Genomic DNA, 17,721 nt, shown 5'->3' with positions numbered 1-17,721 from the left:
TACCGTCGAGCTTGAAGTTCCTGATTTTGAGTTCGTTCCTGATCCCGTTTGGCAGCTTCATGGTGCTGCCGTTCGTGCCGATTCTGTTGACCCGGCACAATCACATGGACATGGCGGCAGTCGGCTGGGTGCTCGGGTTTGCTTCGCTGATCCAGTTCGGTGGCGGCTTCATCGGTGGCGTTGTCGCCGAGCGGCTGGGGTTGAAACGCACCATGCTGCTGGCGCTTACGGTGCGTACGCTGGGGTTTGCGCTGTTGCTGGCGTCCCTTGAACGGGCCGACTGGCTGATACCGGCGGTGATCATCATTGCCACCGGCGCGGCGCTGTACCTGCCGGCGAACAAGGCCTACATCGTCAACGCGGTGCCGGTCAGCGAGCGGCCGTTGTTCCTGTCGTTGTCCAGTTCGGCGCTGAACGCGGGGATGGCCATGGGGCCATTGGTTGGCGGGCTGTTTTTGCTGGGCAACAGCGAGGTCCTGTTCTGGGTGATTTTCGTGGTGTTCGTGGTGTTGACCCTGGCGCATTGGGCCTTTGTCGACAGCGCGGCCCAGGTCAGCAAGCATCCTCCGCGCGCGGGCAAGGTGTCGTACCTGAAGTTGATGGGGGTGCCGTTTGCCTTGAATGCCCTGGCCTTTTACGGTTACTTCTTCTTCCAGAACTACATGGGGCCGTACACGACGAGCCTGCACTCGGCGGGGTTGTATGGCGGGCTGCTGACGGTCAATGCGTTGCTGGTGTTCTTTGGCCAGCCGTTGCTGTCCAAGGTGATTGCCGAGGCGTCTTACCGGGCGAGCATGTTCTTCTCGTTCATGATGCTGTCGCTGAGCATGTACTTCCTGTCGATCGGCAGTGTCTGGGCGCTGATTGTGGGCACGGTCATGATTACCTTCGCGGAGATGGTGCTGTTCCTGAAAGGCGATCTGGAGATCCTCAATGCAGTCCCCGACAAACCGGCGTTCGCCTTTGGCATGCAACGATTGTCGGCAGGACTGGGCGCGTTTGTCAGCGCGCTGATCGGTGGGGCGTTGTACGACTACATGCAAAACAACCAGCAGCTCGGTACGTTCTGGAGTGTTCTTGCCATCCAGGCGTTGGTCGTGGCAGTGGTGGTGCTGGCGGTGTTGTCGTTCAAACGCAAGCTGGCGGTGGTCAACAGTCAGGCTTGAAGCTGAAGCTCAAACAAGAACCGCTCGTTTCGTCTGGAACGGGCGGTTTTTGCATTCAGGCATGGCTCACAGCACTTGCCAGCCACCGCCCAGTGCCTTGTACAGCGCAATGCTGGCTTGCAGGCGCGACAAGCGCAGTTGCACGTTGAGGTCCTGGGCGGCGTACAACGTGCGCTGGGTTTCGAGGACCGTGAGCAGGTCTTCGGCGCCAGCCTTGTAGCGACTTTCGGCGATATCGAAGGCGATTTGCGCCTGGCTGAGTTCTTCGCTTTGCCACTGCCGTTGCTGGTCCAGACCGCGAATGCCGGTCAGGGCTTTTTCGACGTCGGCGAAACCATTGATGATTGCCCCACGGTAGGTTTGCAGCAGTTCTTCCTGGCGGGCGCGGGCCTGGTCGCGCCCGGCGCTCAGGCGCCCGTTGTTGAAGATCGGCGCCACCAGCCCGGCGGTCAGGTTGTAGAACGGACTGCGCAGAATGTCCGACACGGTGTCGGCACCGGAGCCCAGGCTGGCGCTCAAGGTGACGGTGGGTAGCATCGCCGCTCGGGCCACGGTGACGTCAGCCTGGGCGGCAGCGAGTTGCGCTTCGGCCCGGGCGATGTCCGGACGACGGCTGAGCAGTTCGCTGGGCAGTCCGGCGCCGATGCTCGGCCAGTTCAGTTGATCGAGGCGCTGGCTGCCGAGCGTCAGGTTCTGGACCGGTTGGCCGAGGAGGGCGGCCAGGGTAATCAAGGCTTCTTCGGCCTGTTGCTGAACCAGCGGCAACTGGCGTTGTTGAGCGGCGACCAGGCTCTTCTGTTGCGCCAATTCAAGGGTGGTTGCGCTGCCTGCGTCATGTCGGGTCTGGACCAGTTTCAACACGTTTTGCGCATTGGCCAGGTTGAGCGCGGCGATTCGGCTTTGCTCGCGCAGCGACAGGGTTTGCGCGTAAGCATTGGCGACGCCGCTGAGCAGTGTCAGCTCAACGGTCGCCTGATCGAACTCGCTGGCGCGCACACCCAGTACGGCGCTGTCACGGGCCGCGCGACGGCCGCCCCAGAAGTCGATCTCGTAACTGGCGCTCAAGGTTGCATCGAAATAGTCCACGGCTTTATTGCTGTTGTCGGCATCCAACTGGCTGTAGCCGTTACCTCGCAACAGTTTCTGCCGGTTGGCATTCACGCCGGCTTTCACCTCGGGCAACAACGGGCCACCGGCCACGACTGCGCCAGCCTGGGCCTGACGAACCCGGGCCGTCGCTGCCGCCAGGTCGTAACTGCCGGCACGGGCCTGTTCGATGAGGCGATCCAGTTCCGGGCTGCCGAAAGTGGTCCACCATTGCCCGCGTTGGAGCGCGGCGGTTTCGGTGTTCGGCGAGTGCCAGGACGCGGGCGCTTGCAAGCCGCTGTCCGGGCGCGGCACCGGGTTGGCGCATGCGCTGAGCAACAGGCAGAGGGAGAGCAGGGTCAGGGGCGATTTCATCGTTCGATCATTCACTGGTCAGGGCCGTTACCGGGTCGAGCCGGGCAGCTTTGCGGGCCGGCATGAAGCCGAAGACAACGCCGGTCACCAGCGCACAGGCGAAGGCGCCGAGCACCGCGAGCGCGGTGAAGGCCACGGCCACTTCGCTGAGAATCAGAATGCCGCCGACCAGCAGCGCCAGGGCGATGCCGGCGATCCCGCCGACCACCGAGAGCATCACCGCTTCGGTGAGGAACTGGCGCAGGATGTCCCGTTGGCGAGCGCCGGTAGCCATGCGGATGCCGATTTCGCGGGTGCGCTCGCGCACGGTCATCAGCATGATGTTCATCACTCCGATGCCGCCCACCAGCAGGGAAATCGCGGCAATCGAACCGAGCATCAACGACAGGGTGTTTTGTGTCCGGGCTTCGGCCTGGATCATCGCGGCGTTGTTGGTCAACTCATAGTCGTGTTTGCCGTCGTGGAGTTTTCGCATCAGTTCGTCGATGGCTTGTTCGGCTTCCTTGACCTTGCGTGCGTCGGCCGCGGCGATCACCACATATTCGGGGTTGTGGCTTCCAAACAGTCGAACGCTGGCGGCCGAGTAAGGCACGGCAATACGATCGTCGCTGTCCTGGTCGCCACTGCTGGAACCTTTTTCGGCGAGTACGCCGACCACCTGAAAGGGCACGTTTTCGATCAGGATGTACTGGCCAATCGGGTCGGCGACATCCTTGAGCAGTTTGTCGCGAACCTTTTTGCCAATCACCGCCACGGCGGCGGCATTGTCTTCGTCGGCCTGGGTGAAGTAGCTGCCCTGGACAACCGGCCAACTGAAGATCGTCGGGAAATTGGTGTCGTTGCCGCCCACGTAACTGGTGTGATCGACGTTACCGAACCGCACGCCGGCTTCGGCGCCATTGACCGGCATGATGCGTTTGACCTGGGGCAACAAGGAGAGCGCGGCGACGTCACTGAGGGTGACGACCCCGGGCGGTGTGCGCGGGTTGGGCGAGGAGCCACTGAGGTAAATGATGTTCGAACCGAAGGCCCCCATTTGCGCCATGACCTGGCGCTTGCTGCCTTCGCCCACCGCCAGCATCACCACGACCGAGGCGACGCCGATGATGATGCCGAGCAATGTCAGCGCAGTGCGAAACCGGTTGATCCACATCACCCGCCAGGCGGCCTGCATGGCATCAATCAACTCGCCTTTCCATGCACCGGTTATTTCGCTGCCTTCGCTCAGGCGCTGTCGCAGGTCTACCGCTTGCAAGGCTCCCGGGTTGGCCGAGTGCTGCGCGTCGGGGTTGTTGTGTGCGCTGTCGCTGATGATCAGCCCGTCACGGATCTCGATGATGCGTTTGGCACGGGCCGCGACTTCGCGGTCGTGGGTGATCAGAATGACCACGTGCCCCTGGCTCGCCAGTTCATCGAGCAGGGTCATGACCTCGGCGCCGCTGTGGCTGTCGAGGGCGCCGGTGGGTTCGTCAGCGAGGATGATGTGGCCGCCATTCATCAGGGCCCGGGCAATCGACACCCGTTGCTGTTGGCCACCGGACAATTGATGCGGGCGGTTGCCGGTGCGCTCGGCCAGCCCCAGCCGATCCAGCAGGGCGGCCGCGCGGGCGTGGCGTTCGGCTGCCGGGGTGCCGGCGTAGATGGCCGGCATTTCGACGTTTTCCTGGGCTGAACCTGAAGGGATCAGGTGATAACCCTGGAACACAAAGCCAAAGGCCTCACGGCGCAGCCAGGCCAGTTCGTCGCTGTCCAGGTGGGCGACATTTTCGCCGGCGAACCGGTATTCACCACAGGTCGGCCGGTCGAGGCAGCCGAGGATGTTCATCAGCGTCGACTTGCCGGAACCGGAAGCGCCCACAATGGCCACGAACTCACCTGCATGGATCGACAGGTCAATACCGCGCAAGACGTGAACTTCAGGAGCATCGCCACCGCCATAGGATTTGCGAATGTCTTTGAGGTCGATCAGCGGCGTTTGCATTCAGCCTCCGCTGCCGTCAGCCGGGCCGATCAACAGGTGATCGCCCTCGTTCAGACCGTCGAGGATCTGCACGCGCAGCCGATCGCTGATGCCGGTGCTGATTTCGCGTTGTTGGATCTGGCCATTCTGGGCGACGACCCGAACATTCTGGATCGAGGCTTTCGCACCATTTTGCAAGGCGGAGACGGGCGCGGTCAGCACGTTCTTCGCTTCCCCGGCGACAAAAAAGACTTGGGTGGTCATTTCCGCCATTAACGTGTTGTCACTGTTATCGACGTCCAGCAACACGGTGTAGAGCACCACGCGCCCGCTGCCGCTTTTGCTTCCCGACGGGCTGCCACTGCCGCCACCCTGGCTGGTTTGATCCAGCGGTTTTGGGGGGACGGGGAGGATCTGGCGAACCGTGCTGTTCCAGCGTCGGGCACCGCCGCTCAGGGTGGTGAAGTAGGCGTTCATGCCGGGTTTGACGTGGCCGATGTCAGCTTCCGAGACTTCAGCCCAGACCGTCATGGGCGACAGTTTGGCAATCCGCAAAATCAACGGCGTCTGTTGTTGCGCATTGAGGGTCTGGCCTTCGCGCGCGTCCACCGCGACCACCGTGCCGGACATTGGCGCGTAGATGCGCGTGTAACCGAGTTCCGCTTCGTCGCTACGCAGGCTCGCCTGGGCTTGGCGGATCTGCGCCTGGAACATTTCGATGCGCGCCTTGGTGGCGCGCACTTCGGCCTGGGCGGTCTGCACGTCTTCTTCGCGGGTGGCGCCGCCGCTGGCGAGTGTCTGTTGGCGGCGGTATTTCTGCTGCGCGAGGTCGTGCAGGGCTTGCTGCTCTTGCAACTGGGCCTTGAGGTTCTCGATGGAGAAACGCCCGGCGTCGAGTTTGGCCTTTTGCGTGGACGGGTCGATTTCCACCAGCAACTGACCTTCCTTGACCACGTCGCCTGCTTCGACATGAATCTTGTGGATCTGCCCGGAGGCCTGGGCGCCCACATCCACATAACGTCGTGGTTGCAATGTACCCAGCGCGGTCACGCTGCTTTCGATGTCACCCCGGCTGACTAGCACGGTGGCGAACTTGTCCCGGCCGGGCGGGATGATTTGCCAGGCGGCGAGCGCAACAACAGGGATCAGGCAAAGTGTTACAAGCAGGGCGCGGCGGGTCTGTCGGGGACGTTTCATGCAGTATTCCGGCCAATGGAAATCGGCCCGTGAGTCAGGACGTGGTCAAGTCTGGACCACCACTGAATGCTGTCGCAGAGCTGACAGGCACGGGAAACTGTCCATTAAACGATGAAACCGAACGGGAATTTAAGTGAAAACACATGGGGTTACAGGTATAGGGCAGGAAAATTTCCCGGCAAATGCATGGGGCGCTTTAAATCTATATGAGAATTACTATAAATTACGCACCCTAGAATCTGCCATCATCGTGCCGCCATCGTTTCCCGAGGCTGGCGGTGTGGCGCAACGATAGAAACCGCGCCCCAAGCGGTCGGGAGTCATGTTGGAGAACTACTATCGCGAGCTGGTGTGTTTCCTTAACGCCAAGCTGGGCAACCGTCAGGTGGCCGAAGATGTGGTGCATGACGCGTATGTGCGGGTACTGGAGCGTTCCAGTGACACGCCGATCGAGCAGCCCCGGGCCTTCCTCTACCGCACCGCGCTGAACCTGGTGATCGACGGCCACCGTCGCAACGCCTTGCGTCAGGTCGAGTCGCTGGATGTGCTGGACAGCGAAGAACGGTTTTTCACGCCTTCACCCCACAGTTGCCTTGATCACCGGCAGCGGCTGGACATGCTGCAACGGGCGTTGGCCGAGCTGCCGGCGCTGTGCCGCGAGAGTTTTCTGCTGCGCAAGATCGAAGGCCTGTCCCACCCGGAGATCGCCGAGCGCCTGGGTATTTCCCGCAGTCTGGTGGAAAAGCACATCGTCAATGCCATGAAGCATTGCCGGGTGCGTGTGCGGCAGTGGGATGCCCATTGATCCTTTCCCAGTAAATTTTTTTTCATTGTCCTCGTTCCTACTCAACAGACGACCTGCTGTCCTGTCCAGGGCCGGCCAGGTCACCCAGGCTTTCGCTGCCCACTGTTGAGCGGCTTATCCAGAGGACACTGGAAATGACACAAGCAATTGCATCGGCCATCGTTCACGATCTGATTGGCATCGGTTTTGGTCCCTCGAACCTGGCGCTGGCCATTGCGCTGCAAGAGCGCAGCCAGGCGCAGGGCGAACTGGATGTGCTGTTCCTCGACAAACAGGCCGACTACCGCTGGCACGGCAATACACTGGTCACCCAGAGCGAATTGCAGATCTCGTTCCTCAAGGACCTGGTCACGCTGCGCAATCCGACCAGCCCTTACTCGTTCGTCAATTACCTGAAACACCACGCTCGCCTGGTGGACTTCATCAACCTGGGCACCTTTTACCCGTGCCGCATGGAGTACAACGACTACCTGCGCTGGGTCGCCGGGCAGTTCACCGAGCAGAGCCGCTACGGTGAGGAAGTGCTGGCCATCGAACCGGTGATGCATCACCAGCAGGTCGAAGCCTTGCGGGTAATTTCCCGGGATACCCAGGGGCAGGAGTTCGTGCGTACCACCCGTTCGGTGGTCGTCAGCGCCGGCGGCACGCCGCGTATTCCCGAGGCCTTCAAGGGCCTGAAGGATGATGCTCGGGTGTTCCACCATTCCCAGTACCTGGAACGCATGGCCAAGCAGCCGTGTGTGAATGGCCAGGCGATGAACATTGCGATCATCGGCGGCGGGCAGAGTGCGGCGGAAGCGTTCATCGACCTCAATGACAGCTTCCCGTCGGTGCAGGTCGACATGATCCTGCGCGGTTCGGCGCTCAAGCCGGCGGACGACAGCCCGTTCGTCAACGAAGTGTTTTCCCCGGAGTTCACCGACCTGGTGTTCCAGCAGGTCAGCAGCGAGCGCGAACGCTTGGTCAACGAGTACCACAACACCAACTATTCGGTGGTGGACATCGACCTGATCGAACGCATCTACGGCATCTTCTACCGTCAGAAAGTCTCGGGCGTTGCCCGTCACGCGTTCCGTACCCTGACCACGGTGGAAAAAGCCACGGCCACCGAGAACGGCGTTCAGTTGGCGCTGCGCAACAATGCCTCCGGCGAGTTGATGGTTCGTCACTATGACGCGGTGGTCCTGGCCACGGGTTACGAGCGTCAGATGCACCGCAAATTGCTGGCGCCGCTGGCCCAGTACCTGGGGGACTTCGAGGTCGACCGCAATTACAAACTGATCACCGACGAGCGCTGCAAGGCCGGCATCTACATGCAGGGCTTCTGCCAGGCCAGCCACGGCTTGAGTGACACCTTGCTGTCGGTGCTGCCGATCCGTGCCGACGAGATTGCCGGTTCGCTGTACGACCACGGTAAATCACGCGGGCACAGCCGTTCGGTGCTGGACCTGTTGTTGGCCACGGCCAGCTGAGATTTGTGGCACCTGTGAGGTCGCCTTCGTCGGTACGCCGCCCGGAGCAAGCCCGCTCCCACATTAGTCCTGCGAACACAGGTCCATTGTGGGAGCGGGCTTGCTCGCGAAGGGGCCAAAAAGAACACCACAAATCTTCAATCCTGAACCCTTCCTGAAGAACTCCCGGATTCATCCGGCGAAAGCTTTTCCTGGGTTTACTCTCTGAATATCGGCGCGTAAGCTTCGCGCGTTTTCATCAATAGCGGAGACCCACAGTGGGTACTTGTTCGAGTGACAGTAGTCGGCCGGTTACGGCAACCGGCATAGTCTCGGCAAGATAACGCGCAGTCTCCTGTGCCGTTGTCTCGCCGCAAAGCGAGAAGCGGCATCCCGATCACGGCCCGTCCTGGCCCGTGTCCCGACGTCCTCTCACCGACGCTGATCAGCGTGTGATTCCGACTTTCCTGTCGTGATCGCAGCTCTATCGACGCGCCTGTCGTTTACGACAGGCGGGCCAGTCCTGTTTGCCTTTTTTCCAGGCAAACCGTGGGCGGGTGTACCTGCTCGAAGGTTTCCCAGCGTTGACCGTCAGGGGAATAGCCATGGGCACCATCATCATTCAGATCCACTGCCGACAGCATCGACCCGTGCTGCCGATGCGTTTGCGATTGTTCCGGGCGTAAGCCCTCTCGCGAGACTCCTAAAAAATGCCTGACTGTTCCGATTTACGACTGCCTGCGTAGTCACCCAAAAGAGGGTGGGGCGTGGGCGGCGCAGGAGTAACACCATGAAACTCACCCTCTTGAAAGAGTTCTTCGCAGGCTTCCTGCGTACCCGGCACTTTGCCCGGCATTTCCGCCGACTGGCACTGCTGGAAAGCTTCACCGACGCCACGGTCAACCGTGAAGTCCCGCCCACCCTGGCGCAAACCCTGGTGAGCGCGGCCAACAGCGACACCGGCCCGTTGCTGGACACCCTCGGCAGCCATACCGATGGCCTGAGCGACGTCGAAGCCGATGCATTGCGCGAGCAGTACGGCCTCAACGAAGTCGAGCATGAGCAGCCACTGCCATGGTGGACTCACTTGTGGCACTGCTACAAAAACCCCTTCAACCTGCTGCTGACCTTGTTGGCGGTTATCTCGTGGCTGACGGAAGACATGAAAGCCGCCACGGTGATTTTCTCCATGGTAGTGCTCTCGACCTTTCTGCGTTTCTGGCAGGAAACCAAGTCGAACAAGGCCGCCGACGCGCTCAAGGCGATGGTCAGCAACACCGCCACCGTCATGCGCCGAGACTCCAGTGCCGAAGCGGCACCGGTGTTCGGCAGGTTCTACGGCGCGGCGACTCACGCCAAAGGCACGCAGCGTATCGAACTGCCGATCAAGCAGTTGGTGCCTGGCGACCTGATCGTGCTCTCGGCCGGTGACATGATTCCGGCGGATTGCCGTGTGTTGAGCGCCAAGGACCTGTTCGTCAGCCAGGCGGCCATGACCGGCGAATCGATGCCGGTGGAAAAATTCCCCCGCCAGCAAGACAGCGACACCAGCAACCCACTGGACCTGGACAACATCCTGTTCATGGGCACCAACGTGGTGTCGGGCGCGGCGACCGCGGTGGTCCTGACCACCGGCAACAGCACCTATTTCGGCGCGTTGGCGCAACGTGTCAGCGCCACCGACCGCGCACCGACCTCGTTCCAGACCGGCGTCAACAAGGTCAGTTGGTTGCTGATCCGCTTCATGTTCGTGATGGCGCCGCTGGTGCTGTTCATCAACGGTTTCACCAAGGGTGACTGGATGGAAGCGCTGCTGTTCGCGCTGTCCATCGCCGTGGGCCTGACCCCGGAAATGCTGCCGATGATCGTCACCTCGACGTTGGCCAAGGGCGCAGTGTTCCTGTCGCGCAAAAAAGTCATCGTCAAACGCCTCGACGCGATCCAGAACTTCGGCGCCATGGATGTGCTCTGCACCGACAAGACCGGCACCCTGACCCAGGACAAGATTTTCCTGGCCCGCCATGTCGACGTCTGGGGTGAAGAGTCCGATGACGTGCTGGAAATGGCCTACCTGAACAGCTACTACCAGACCGGCCTGAAAAACCTGCTGGACGTGGCCGTCCTTGAACACGTCGAAGTGCACCGCGAGTTGAAAGTCGGGACGGCCTTCCAGAAAGTCGACGAGATTCCGTTCGACTTCACCCGCCGGCGCATGTCGGTGGTGGTCGCCGAGAAGGATCGTCCTCACCTGCTGATCTGCAAGGGCGCCGTTGAAGAAGTGCTGGCAGTGTGCAAGCGCGTGCGTCATGGCGAGGCCGAAGAAACACTCACTGAAGAACTGCTGGCGCGCATCCGTGAGGTCACCGCCGACTTCAACGAAGAAGGCCTGCGGGTAGTGGCCGTGGCTGCGCGGCCGATGCAGGCCGGGCGCGACACTTATAGCCTGGCGGACGAGCAGGCATTGACGCTGATTGGTTACGTGGCGTTCCTTGACCCACCCAAAGAAAGCACCGCGCCCGCGCTCAAGGCGTTGGCGGCCCACGGTGTGGCGGTCAAGGTGCTGACCGGCGACAACGAACTGGTCACGGCAAAAATCTGCCGCGAAGTGGGCCTGGAACAGCAAGGCTTGCTGATGGGCAACGACATCGAACGCATGAGCGATGCCGAGTTGGCAGTGGCAGTGGAGACGACCAACGTGTTTGCCAAGCTGACGCCGTCCCACAAGGAACGCATCGTGCGGTTACTCAAGGCCAACGGGCACGTGGTCGGTTTCATGGGCGACGGCATCAATGACGCACCGGCGTTGCGCACTGCCGACATCGGTATTTCGGTGGACAGCGCCGTGGACATCGCCAAGGAAGCGGCGGACATCATCCTCCTGGAAAAGAGCCTGATGGTGCTGGAGGAGGGTGTGTTGGAAGGACGCCGGACCTTCGCCAACATGCTCAAGTACATCAAGATGACCGCCAGTTCGAACTTCGGCAACGTGTTCTCGGTGCTGGTGGCCAGTGCGTTTATCCCGTTCCTGCCGATGCTGCCGATGCACCTGCTGGTGCAGAACCTGCTCTACGATATTTCGCAGATCGCCATCCCGTTCGATAACGTCGATGAAGAGATGCTGAAAAAACCGCAACGCTGGCAGCCAGGCGATGTGGGGCGCTTCATGCTGTTCTTTGGCCCGATCAGTTCGATCTTTGACATCCTGACGTTCGCCTTGATGTGGTATGTGTTCGATGCCAATACCCCGGACCATCAAACCCTGTTCCAGTCGGGCTGGTTCGTGGTGGGGCTGCTGACCCAGACGCTGATCGTGCACATGATCCGCACGCCGAAGATTCCGTTCCTGCAAAGCCGCGCCGCGATGCCGCTGCTGGTGATGACCGGGATCATCATGGCAGTCGGGATCTTCCTGCCGATGGGGCCGCTGGCGCATTACTTCAAACTGCAGGCATTGCCGTCGATGTACTTCGTGTTCCTGCCGGTGATTCTGCTGGCGTACATGGCCCTGACCCAAGCGGTGAAGGGCTTCTACATCCGCCGGTTTGGCTGGCAGTAAACAGTTCGGACAACACAGTCCCTGTGGGAGCAAGCCTGCTCGCGATGGCGGTGTGCCAGTCACATTTGTAATGACTGCACACCGCTTTCGTCGGGTCGCCGTCTGGAGCTGATTCCTTACCGTTCGTCGGAACTGTCAGTTCTGACAGGTAGCTCTTGGCTTCATGGCGTGTAACAGTCGATGCGCAGCCGTTGCGTCTACGCTTGGCAGGGTGATGCAGCGGGACATCGCCATATCGACAGGGAATTTCCATGAGTTCAGTGCTGATCGTCGACGATCATCCGGTTATCCGGGCCGCGGTCAAAATGGTGCTCGAACAGGAGCGCTTCACCGTCATTCTGGAGGCTTCCACAGGTGTCGAAGCCGTGCAAATGATCCGCGAACACTCGCCTGACCTGGTGATTCTGGACCTGGATATCCCCAACCTCGATGGTCTGGACGTGTTGTCGCGGATCAAGGCCAGTGGCGCCTCCAACCGCGTACTGGTGTTCACCGCGAAGGCCGCACAGTTTTACGTCAGTCGTTGTATGCGCGAGGGGGCCTTGGGTTACATCGCCAAAACCAATGACCTGCAAGAGTTGCGCAAAGCCGTGCAGGCCATCATGAACAACTACAGCTATTTTCCCAGGTTGCCCGAAAGCTCAGTGAGCATGAATGACGTTCAGCGCAGCGAGTTGCAAATGATCGAGAGTCTTTCTGACCGTGAACTGAGCATTTTCCAGTGCCTGGCCCGTGGCTCCAGCAACAAGGACATCGCCGAGGCGATGTTGCTGAGCCACAAGACCGTCAGCACCTACAAAACGCGGTTGATTGAAAAACTCAACGTGAAGTCGCTGGTTCATCTGCGCGATTTCGCCAAGCGCAATCAGTTGATCTGAATGAACACGACTGTGCGTGGCTGGCGGGTGACCCTGACATTGCTCGGCCTGTTGTGGTCGATGGCGAGTCTGGGCGCCGAACCTCGCGCCTTGCATCTGCTGGGGCGTTCGACGGTTGATGGCTACCAGGCAACCTTGAGCGAGGACGACTGGCGCTGGTTGCGCGAAAAGGGCCATGTGCGGCTGGGAGCGTCGGCGCCGGACTATGCGCCGTTCGAACTCACCGTCAATGACAACGACCTGGAGGGCATTACCGCCGACTATGCCGACCTGTTGAGCCAGTTGCTGCATGTCAGGGTCGATGTGCAGCGTTATGACTCGCGGTTGGCGGTGATTGCCGCGCTGAAGGCCGGGGACGTGGACCTGCTGGGCACGGCCAACGGTTTCGAGGCAGCGGACCCGCAACTGCTGATGTCCCTCTCTTACGCGGACGATACACCGGCGCTGGTCGCGCGCACGGGCGCCAGCGGCAAGCTGGCCACGGACCTCGCCGGCCAGCGGGTGGCGATGCTTGATCACTATCTGCCAACGCAGGCGGTCGAGGCTTTTTATCCCAAGGCTCGCCTGCAACTCTATCCCTCGACCCTGAGCGCCATCGGCGCCGTTGCCTTTGGCCGGGCGGACGTCTACATCGGGGACTCCATCAGCGCCAGTTACCTGATCAACAATAACTACCTGAATAATGTGCAACTGGTTGATTTCGCGCGGCTGGAAGTCAACCCGTTTGCGTTTACCGTGGCGGCCGATAACACCCGCTTGCGACGGATCATCGATGCGGCCCTGACGGCGATTCCGCTCGAAGAACGCTCCACCATCCTGCGTCGCTGGAGTGCCGGCAGCCGTTTCAGCAGCACGCAACGGTTGCAGTTGAGCGACAGCGAGCAGCGCTGGCTGCACAGCCACCCGTCGGTCAGGGTCGGGGTGAACGCGCGTTTTGCCCCTCTCTCGTTTTACGACGCCAAGGGTGATTTTGTCGGGTTGAGTGCGCAGATCATGGCCCGGATCAGCCTGCGCACCGGGCTGCGTTTCGAGGTGGTGCCGGGCGATTCGTTGAATGAGCAAATCGCCCAGCTCAAGCACGGCGAGCTGGACATGCTGGCGGTTCTCCCTCCCACCACCGAACTTCAGGCCGAGATGCAGTTCACCCGTCCTTACCTGGTCAACCCGTTTGTGCTGGTCAGCAGCACCGATCTGAAACGACCGCAGACCCTGGATGACATGTCTGGCAAACGTCTGGCGATCTACCGCGGGCACGCCCTGCGTGACTTCCTGCTGGCACAGGTGCCGGGCATTCGCTTTGTCGAGGTGCAAACCCCGGCCGAAGGCATAGAGCTGGTGGCCAAGGGGCAGGCCGATGCCTCGGTGAGTTCGCTGATCATCGCCCGCTACCTGATTGCCCGGCAGTACCGCGACCAGTTGGCGGTGACCAGCACCCTCGGCAATGAGCCTGCGCTCGTCAGTTTTGCCACGCAGCGTGGCGAGCTGGAGCTGAACTCGATTTTGAACAAGGCACTGTTGAGCATTTCGCCCGAGGAAATGGACGAACTGAGCAACCCCTGGCGCACCGACCTGGCGGTGGATGACAGCTACTGGCTGCGCCATCGCAGTGCCCTCATTCAGGGGGTTGTGGGGGCAACGCTGTTGTTGTTGCTGGCGCTGGGCTGGATCGGTTACCAGCGCAGCCAGATCCGCAAGCGCCAGCAACTGCTGTTGCAGCTGCAACAGGCCAAGCAGGCAGCGGACGAAGCCAATCGGGCCAAGACCACATTCCTGGCGACCATGAGCCATGAAATCCGTACGCCCATGAACGCCCTGATCGGCATGCTGGAACTGGCGACGAAGCAGGCCGATCACGGCGTGCTTGACCGTCCCGCGATTGAGGTCGCATCAACGGCGGCGCAGCAGTTGCTGGAGTTGATCGGCGACATTCTGGACATCGCGCGTATCGAGTCGGGGCACCTGACGTTGGCGCCTGAACGCGCCAACTTACGCGCAGTGATCGAGTCGGTGGCGCAGGTATTCGAAGGCCTTGCCCTGCAAAAACACCTGAAGTGGAAGGTGACGCTGGACCCACGCTGTGATCGTGATGTGTTGATCGACCCGCTGCGCCTTAAGCAGGTGCTGTCCAATCTGTTGAGCAATGCCATCAAGTTCACCCGCCAGGGCGCAGTGACGCTGTACGTCGAGATCAAACCGCCGCGCGAGCAAGGGCATTTACGTGTCGCACTGCGGGTCGAAGACAGTGGAATCGGCCTGAGCACGGCTGACCAGCAACGGCTGTTCAGCCCCTTTGTCCAGGCCAGCAACCATGGGCAATCATCCCGTAGCGGCTCGGGTCTGGGGCTGGTCATCTGCCGGGCGTTGTGTGAAGCCATGGGCGGACGGTTACGGTTGGAGAGTGTGTTGGGGCAGGGCACCGAGGTCGAAGTGACGCTGGATGTCCCGAGCCTGGCGCCATTGGAGTCACCGCCGCACGACGAGGCGTCAGCACCGATACGCGTCCTGAACATCCTGGTGGTCGACGATTACCCGGCCAATCGGTTGCTGCTCACCCGCCAGTTGAGTTACCTGGGCCATCGCTTCACCGATGCCCCGGACGGCGAACGGGCGTTGCAGCGGTGGCGGGAGCAGTTCTTTGACGTGGTCATCACCGATTGCAACATGCCGGTCATGAATGGCTATGAGTTGGCCGGTGCCATCCGTGACGAGGAGCGGGCCAGTGGTCAGCAAGCCTGTTTGATCCTCGGCTTCACCGCCAATGCCCAACCCGAGGAAAAGGTGCGATGTGTGGAGGCCGGCATGGACGATTGCCTGTTCAAACCCATCAGCCTGAAGGATTTGGGCGATTGGTTGGGGGCAAGGTTTGCCGATAACCCATCCCCGTCGCCTATCGACGATGAACATCCAGCCTCGGCAGAAATGGACCTGAGCGGCCTGGAAAAATTTGTCGGCAGCGACCGCACGCTGATCAACCAATTGGTGCGTGACCTGGCCAGCAGCAATGCCCTGGACCTGGAACAACTGCGAGAGCTTCACCGACGCGATGACCGTAAAGGCCTGAGTGACCTGGCGCACCGGATCAAGGGCGGCGCCCGCATTGTCGGGGCCCATCGATTGCTGGCCGGGTGCGAACAACTGGAAGCCGCCTGTTGGCAGGACGATGTTCAGTTGCTCAACGCGGCGGTCGATGAACTGCAGCAGGCGATGACACGCTTGGGTCGCAGCCTGGAGCCCAATTGATCGGTGCTTCACTCGCTCAGCCGTTTGACGCTCAAGGCTTGTAGCGGCCGCTAGGCAATATCACTGCGGCTGAATTCCTCCCCCAAAAAGTCGATCAGGGTCCGCACCGACGGCAGCAGGCCGCGCCGCGAGGGGAAGATGGCGTGCACGATCCCGCACTTGGGTCGCCAGTCGGGCACCAGCTCCACCAGTGTGCCCGCCGCCACGTCTTCACGGACCACGACGCTCGGCAGGTGGGCGATGCCGATTCCGGCGATCACGGCAGTGCGCAGGGCGATCAGGTCGTCGGTGACCATGCGCGGACGGTGGCGGATCACCGCGCTGGCGGCGTCGGGGCCGAACAGTTCCCATTGATACTCACGCTGCGCCGCGCCCCAGTGCAGGCTCGGCAAACCGCTGAGGTCGGCGGGGCTGGCGGGGGTCGACAGGCGCGCCAGAAAATCGGGGCTGCCCACCAGGCATTGAGTGCTGTTGCCCAGCACCTTCATCACCAGATCGGTGTTTTCCAAGGGCGGGAAGCGCACGCGCAGGGCGATGTCGAACCCTTCGTGAATCAGGTCGACCCGCCGGTTGGTACTCTCGATGAACAACTCCACCAACGGGTACTTGAGCATGTAGCGGGCCAGCATCGGCCCGACCCAGGAATTGAGCAGTGCGGTCGGGCAACTCAGGCGTACCAGGCCTTGGGGTTCGGAGCGGTTGCGCTCGATCAACTCGGCCGCGCTTTCGGCTTCCACGCGCATGGCCAGGCAACGCTGGTAATACGCCTGGCCGATTTCGGTGAGCGAACAATGGCGGCTGGTGCGGTGGATCAACCGCACGCCGAGGCGTTCTTCCAGTTGGGAAATCCGTCGGCTGAGTTTCGACTTGGGCATGTCCAGCGCCCGCCCGGCCGCCGCGAAACCACCGTGCTCGACCACTTGGGTGAAGTAATAGAGGGTGTTCAGGTCTTCCACTATCGTTCTCCAAATAGAACGCTAAGGGTGATTTTTGCAGTCTACCGCACCAAAGGTCCCGGATTTAAGCTGTGTGCATGTTCTGACTCACCCACATTCGGAGGCACCATGAAAAACATCATCGGTATCTACACCAGCCCAAGAGCGCACTGGGTGGGCGACGGCTTCCCGGTTCGCACCCTGTTCTCCTATGACAACCTGGGCAAACACATCAGCCCGTTCCTGCTGCTCGACCATGCCGGGCCTGCGGAGTTCACCCCGACCACCGCACGACGTGGCGTTGGTCAGCATCCGCACCGCGGTTTTGAAACCGTGACTATTGTTTATAAGGGCGAACTGGAGCACCGCGACTCCACCGGCAGCGGCGGCAAGATCGGCCCCGGCGACGTGCAATGGATGACCGCGGCCTCGGGGATCCTGCACGAGGAGTTTCACTCCGAAGCGTTCGCCAAGAGCGGCGGCACCCTGGAAATGGTCCAGCTGTGGGTCAACCTGCCGGCCAAGGACAAAATGGCCGATGCCGGTTACCAGACGATTCTGGATGGCGACATCCCCAACATCGCCCTCGAGGACAAGGCTGGCAGCCTGCGCCTGATCGCCGGTGAGTTCGACGGCCACACCGGGGCCTGCGCGGACCTTCACCCCGATTGACGTCTGGGACATTCGCCTGAACGCCGGCAAGTTGCTGAATCTGGACCTGCACGAAGGTCGCAACACTGCGTTGGTCGTACTGCGGGGCACGGTTCAGGTCAACGGTCTGGAGGTGGTGCGCGAAGGTCAGTTGGCCCTGTTCGAACGCAACGGCGACCAGCTCAGCCTGGAGGCCAATAGCGACGCCGTGGTGTTGCTGCTCAGCGGTGAACCGATTGACGAACCGATCGTCGGCCACGGTCCGTTCGTGATGAACACCGAGCAGGAAATTCATCAGGCCTTCGCCGACTTCCAGTCGGGGCAGTTCGGCCAGATGCACGGCTGACACAAACGCGTTCAAAACTCCGCTCTACACAGGATGCGTAGGCCGGTTCACAGGCCAGGGATGGCTGTTGCCTAA

10 protein-coding genes and 1 pseudogene are annotated in these 17,721 nt (G+C 61.2%); 7 read left to right on the top strand and 4 right to left on the bottom strand.

The genetic code is table 11. The features are described 5' to 3' along the window. Positions 1 to 11 precede the first annotated feature (11 nt). Positions 12 to 1,166, top strand: coding sequence for an MFS transporter (locus AABM54_RS17060; protein WP_347901159.1), 1,155 nt, complete (start codon positions 12 to 14; stop codon positions 1,164 to 1,166). Positions 1,167 to 1,232: 66 nt separating this feature from the next. On the opposite strand, the gene AABM54_RS17055 is transcribed toward AABM54_RS17060, so the two are convergent. From AABM54_RS17055 to AABM54_RS17045, 3 genes are read right to left on the bottom strand one after another with little or no spacing between them, the layout of a single operon-like run. Further along, the gene (locus tag AABM54_RS17055) at positions 1,233 to 2,627 is read right to left on the bottom strand and encodes an efflux transporter outer membrane subunit (RefSeq protein ID WP_347901158.1); all 1,395 of its coding nucleotides are present in this window, start codon (positions 2,625 to 2,627) and stop codon (positions 1,233 to 1,235) included. A 7-nt stretch (positions 2,628 to 2,634) separates the two neighbouring features. After that, on the bottom strand, positions 2,635 to 4,608 hold the full coding sequence (locus tag AABM54_RS17050) for a MacB family efflux pump subunit (RefSeq protein WP_347901157.1): 1,974 nt from the start codon (positions 4,606 to 4,608) through the stop codon (positions 2,635 to 2,637). After that, the gene (locus tag AABM54_RS17045) at positions 4,609 to 5,784 is read right to left on the bottom strand and encodes an efflux RND transporter periplasmic adaptor subunit (protein ID WP_347901156.1); all 1,176 of its coding nucleotides are present in this window, start codon (positions 5,782 to 5,784) and stop codon (positions 4,609 to 4,611) included. Between the two features lie 322 nt (positions 5,785 to 6,106). Between AABM54_RS17045 and AABM54_RS17040 the strand changes: the two genes are divergently transcribed. From AABM54_RS17040 to AABM54_RS17020, 5 genes are all read left to right on the top strand, one after another. After that, positions 6,107 to 6,589, top strand: a complete 483-nt coding sequence (locus AABM54_RS17040) for a sigma-70 family RNA polymerase sigma factor (protein ID WP_347901155.1) — start codon at positions 6,107 to 6,109, stop codon at positions 6,587 to 6,589. Positions 6,590 to 6,723: 134 nt separating this feature from the next. After that, complete coding sequence (locus AABM54_RS17035; protein ID WP_347901154.1) at positions 6,724 to 8,061, top strand: SidA/IucD/PvdA family monooxygenase; 1,338 nt, start codon at positions 6,724 to 6,726, stop codon at positions 8,059 to 8,061. Between the two features lie 769 nt (positions 8,062 to 8,830). Next, entirely contained in the window at positions 8,831 to 11,596 is a 2,766-nt protein-coding gene (mgtA, locus tag AABM54_RS17030) for a magnesium-translocating P-type ATPase (protein WP_347901153.1), read from the top strand. 251 nt (positions 11,597 to 11,847) lie between these two features. Then, positions 11,848 to 12,474, top strand: a complete 627-nt coding sequence (locus AABM54_RS17025; protein ID WP_347901152.1) for a response regulator transcription factor — start codon at positions 11,848 to 11,850, stop codon at positions 12,472 to 12,474. Beyond that, on the top strand, positions 12,475 to 15,714 hold the full coding sequence (locus AABM54_RS17020; protein WP_347901151.1) for a transporter substrate-binding domain-containing protein: 3,240 nt from the start codon (positions 12,475 to 12,477) through the stop codon (positions 15,712 to 15,714). Between the two features lie 50 nt (positions 15,715 to 15,764). Here AABM54_RS17020 and AABM54_RS17015 read toward each other — a convergent pair whose 3' ends face one another. Next, positions 15,765 to 16,673, bottom strand: a complete 909-nt coding sequence (locus AABM54_RS17015; RefSeq protein WP_347906233.1) for a LysR family transcriptional regulator — start codon at positions 16,671 to 16,673, stop codon at positions 15,765 to 15,767. A gap of 105 nt (positions 16,674 to 16,778) precedes the next feature. Here AABM54_RS17015 and AABM54_RS17010 point away from each other — a divergent pair. Further along, positions 16,779 to 17,646: pseudogene (locus AABM54_RS17010) on the top strand (pirin family protein). The last annotated feature ends 75 nt before the right edge of the window (positions 17,647 to 17,721 follow it).

The sequence above is a fragment of the Pseudomonas purpurea genome (genome assembly GCF_039908635.1).
In the GTDB taxonomy this organism is placed as follows: Bacteria; Pseudomonadota; Gammaproteobacteria; order Pseudomonadales; family Pseudomonadaceae; genus Aquipseudomonas; species Aquipseudomonas purpurea.
Note: the sequence above shows the minus strand (reverse complement) of the source record. Positions and strands in the feature narration are given on the sequence as shown.

What these genes read in the sequence shown, in the direction of transcription:
- AABM54_RS17055 (WP_347901158.1), bottom strand. Translation starts at nt 2,627, where the DNA reads ATGAAATCGCCCCTGACCCTGCTCTCCCTCTGCCTGTTGCTCAGCGCA.
- AABM54_RS17050 (WP_347901157.1), bottom strand. Translation starts at nt 4,608, where the DNA reads ATGCAAACGCCGCTGATCGACCTCAAAGACATTCGCAAATCCTATGGC.
- AABM54_RS17045 (WP_347901156.1), bottom strand. Translation starts at nt 5,784, where the DNA reads ATGAAACGTCCCCGACAGACCCGCCGCGCCCTGCTTGTAACACTTTGC.
- AABM54_RS17040 (WP_347901155.1), top strand. Translation starts at nt 6,107, where the DNA reads ATGTTGGAGAACTACTATCGCGAGCTGGTGTGTTTCCTTAACGCCAAG.
- AABM54_RS17035 (WP_347901154.1), top strand. Translation starts at nt 6,724, where the DNA reads ATGACACAAGCAATTGCATCGGCCATCGTTCACGATCTGATTGGCATC.
- mgtA (WP_347901153.1), top strand. Translation starts at nt 8,831, where the DNA reads ATGAAACTCACCCTCTTGAAAGAGTTCTTCGCAGGCTTCCTGCGTACC.
- AABM54_RS17025 (WP_347901152.1), top strand. Translation starts at nt 11,848, where the DNA reads ATGAGTTCAGTGCTGATCGTCGACGATCATCCGGTTATCCGGGCCGCG.
- AABM54_RS17020 (WP_347901151.1), top strand. Translation starts at nt 12,475, where the DNA reads ATGAACACGACTGTGCGTGGCTGGCGGGTGACCCTGACATTGCTCGGC.